This is a genomic window from Enterobacter sp. 725m/11, assembly GCF_011683705.1.
In the GTDB taxonomy this organism is placed as follows: Bacteria; Pseudomonadota; Gammaproteobacteria; order Enterobacterales; family Enterobacteriaceae; genus Enterobacter; species Enterobacter bugandensis.
This window is the reverse complement of sequence record NZ_JAAQOK010000096.1, coordinates 1-3,393: the sequence shown is the minus strand read 5'-3', so window position 1 is coordinate 3,393 and position 3,393 is coordinate 1. Positions and strand designations below refer to the sequence as shown.

General features: G+C 57.5%; 2 protein-coding genes. Both read right to left on the bottom strand.

What is annotated here, in order from left to right; genetic code table 11:
• Nucleotides 1-104: 104 nt before the first annotated feature.
• Entirely contained in the window at nucleotides 105-1,397 is a 1,293-nt protein-coding gene (gene purD, locus HBA26_RS22465) for a phosphoribosylamine--glycine ligase (protein WP_045261355.1), read from the bottom strand.
• A gap of 15 nt (nucleotides 1,398-1,412) precedes the next feature.
• Nucleotides 1,413-3,002 (bottom strand): bifunctional phosphoribosylaminoimidazolecarboxamide formyltransferase/IMP cyclohydrolase, encoded by a 1,590-nt coding sequence (gene purH / locus HBA26_RS22460; RefSeq protein WP_126346177.1) that lies wholly within the window; start codon nucleotides 3,000-3,002, stop codon nucleotides 1,413-1,415.
• Between the last annotated feature and the right edge of the window lie 391 nt (nucleotides 3,003-3,393).

The window sequence follows — 3,393 nt, the reverse complement described above, 5'->3', positions numbered from 1 at the left end:
AAACGGGTTCTTATGCCTCAGTTGTAAGTGTCTACCATGTCCCCGAACAAGTGTTCACTATGTCCCCGGACCGTACAGAGGGAGAGGGTTAGGGTGAGGGGAAATTACTCCCCCTGCTCCCGCGCAATAGCACGATAACCGATATCCTGACGGCTGAAGCTGCCGTTCCAGTGAATATCCGCCATCAGCGCATAGGCGCGTTTCTGCGCTTCTGCTACGGTCTGACCCAGCGCGGTCGCACACAGCACGCGGCCGCCGTTGGTGAGCACGCGGTCATCGTCAGCCAGCTTCGTACCGGCGTGGAACACCTTCGCGCCGTCAATCTCTTCCAGCGGCAGGCCGTGGATCTCATCTCCGGTGCTGTAGTTCCCCGGATAGCCACCCGCAGCAATCACCACGCCCAGAGACGCACGCTCGTCCCACTCTGAGGTTTTCTCGTCCAGCTTGCCTTCGCAGGCCGCCAGGCACAGATCCACCAGGTCGGATTTCATGCGCAGCATGATCGGCTGGGTTTCCGGATCGCCGAAGCGGCAGTTGAATTCAATCACCTTCGGGTTACCCTGCTTGTCAATCATCAGGCCCGCGTAGAGGAAACCGGTGTAGGTATTGCCTTCCGCCGCCATGCCCTTCACGGTAGGCCAGATGATGCGGTCCATGGTGCGCTGATGCACCTCATCGGTAACAACGGGAGCAGGGGAGTAAGCGCCCATCCCGCCGGTGTTGGGGCCGGTATCGCCATTGCCAACGCGCTTGTGATCCTGGCTGGTGGCCATCGGCAGAACGTGCTCGCCGTCGACCATTACGATAAAGCTCGCCTCTTCGCCGTCGAGGAACTCTTCGATCACGATGCGGTGGCCCGCATCGCCAAAGGCGTTGCCTGCCAGCATATCCTGAACGGCCGCTTCGGCTTCTTCGAGCGTCATCGCCACGATCACGCCTTTCCCGGCGGCCAGACCGTCGGCTTTGATGACAATCGGCGCGCCTTTTTCACGCAGGTAAGCCAGCGCGGGCTCGACGTCGGTGAAGTTCTGATACTCCGCCGTCGGAATGTTATGACGCGCGAGGAAATCTTTGGTGAAGGCTTTGGAGCCTTCCAGCTGCGCTGCACCTTCCGTTGGACCGAAGATTTTCAGGCCCGCTGCGCGGAACGCATCCACCACGCCAATTACCAGCGGCGCTTCCGGGCCGACGATGGTCAGATCGATGTTCTCGGTCTGGGCAAAGCTCAGCAGCGCCGGGATATCGGTCACGCCGATAGCCACGTTCTGCAGCGCGGGCTCCAGTGCGGTACCGGCGTTACCCGGTGCCACGAAGACGGTTTTAACCTGCGGAGACTGCGCCGCTTTCCACGCCAGAGCGTGCTCGCGCCCGCCGTTACCAATCACTAATACTTTCATTTTCTGCTCCGGGAATTAATGGCGGAAGTGGCGCATGTCGGTGAAGATCATTGCGATGCCGTGTTCGTCGGCAGCGGCAATCACCTCGTCGTCGCGGATAGAGCCGCCAGGCTGGATCACACAGGTGATGCCCACCGCAGCCGCAGCATCGATACCGTCACGGAATGGGAAGAAGGCGTCAGAGGCCATGGCGGAGCCTTTCACTTCCAGGTCTTCGTCGCCTGCTTTGATACCGGCAATTTTCGCAGAGTAAACGCGGCTCATCTGGCCTGCGCCTATCCCGATGGTCATGTTCTCTTTGGCGTAGACAATGGCGTTAGACTTCACGAACTTCGCCACTTTCCAGCAGAACAGCGCGTCGCGCAGCTCCTGTTCGGTCGGCTGACGTTTGGTCACCACGCGCAGGTCGGCTTCTGTCACCATACCCAAATCGCGATCCTGAACCAGCAGACCGCCGTTCACGCGCTTGAAGTCCAGGCCCGGCACGCGCTCCGCCCACTGGCCGCAAACCAGTACGCGCACGTTCTGTTTCGCCGAGGTGATTTTCAGCGCTTCTTCGGACGCGGACGGCGCGATGATCACTTCGACAAACTGGCGGGAGATAATGGCCTGCGCGGTTTCCGCATCCAGCTCGCGGTTGAAGGCAATAATGCCGCCGAATGCGGAGGTCGGGTCGGTTTTGTAGGCGCGATCGTAGGCATCCAGAATAGAGGAGCTTACCGCAACGCCGCATGGGTTGGCGTGCTTGACGATAACGCAGGCCGGCTCGCTGAACTCTTTCACGCATTCCAGCGCGGCGTCGGTGTCGGCAATGTTGTTATAGGAAAGGGCTTTGCCCTGAACCTGCTGGGCGGTCGCAACGGAGGCTTCCTTTACCTCTTCTTCTATATAGAAGGCAGCCTGCTGGTGGCTGTTCTCACCGTAACGCATATCCTGCTTCTTAATGAAGTTCAGGTTCAGGGTGCGCGGGAAGCGGCCAGAAGGATCTTTGCTTTCACCATGGTAGGCAGGAACCAGGCTACCGAAGTAGTTGGCGATCATGCTGTCGTACGCGGCGGTGTGTTCGAAGGCTTTGATGGCGAGGTCGAAACGCGTTTCGAGAGTGAGGGAGCCGTCGTTAGCATCCATCTCATTAATAATAGCGCTGTAGTCGCTGCTCTTCACCACGATGGCCACATCTTTATGGTTCTTCGCCGCGGAGCGCACCATGGTTGGACCGCCGATATCAATATTCTCAACCGCATCTTCCAGAGAGCAGCCTTCGCGGGCGACGGTCTGGGCAAACGGGTAGAGGTTAACAACAACCATATCGATAGGCGCGATATCATGCTGTTCCATAATGCCGTCGTCCTGACCGCGACGACCCAGAATGCCGCCGTGCACTTTCGGATGCAGGGTTTTGACGCGTCCATCCATCATTTCCGGGAAACCGGTGTAGTCGGACACTTCGGTTACCGGCAGACCTTTATCTGCTAACAGGCGAGCGGTACCGCCTGTAGAAAGCAGCTCTACACCGCGTGCGGAAAGTGCCTGAGCGAATTCGACGATACCGGCTTTATCAGAAACACTGAGCAGAGCGCGGCGGACTGGACGACGTTGTTGCATGGTAAATCCCCTGGATTTCACGATTACAGAGAGCGTTAGATGAATTTTCCAGCGAAAAACTCATCTAACACACCTGACGAGGCCTCCTTGTTAAGCGCGAGCATTTTAACGAAAACGTTTGCGCAACGCTCGCATATTTTCACTTTTTCGAAGCGCTGTGGATAACTCTGTGCGTAAAAGGGTATAAGGAGGGGTTTTGCTGGGGAATGCAGCAGTCAGTCATTTTTCTGTCATTTAGCGGTTGCGGCCTGCGGAGAACTCCCTATAATGCGCCTCCATCGACACGGCGGATGTGAATCACTTCACGAACAACGCGGTCGGTTGAAGAGAAAAAATCCTGAAATAACGGGTTGACTCTGAAAGAGGAAAGCGTAATATACGCCACCTCGCA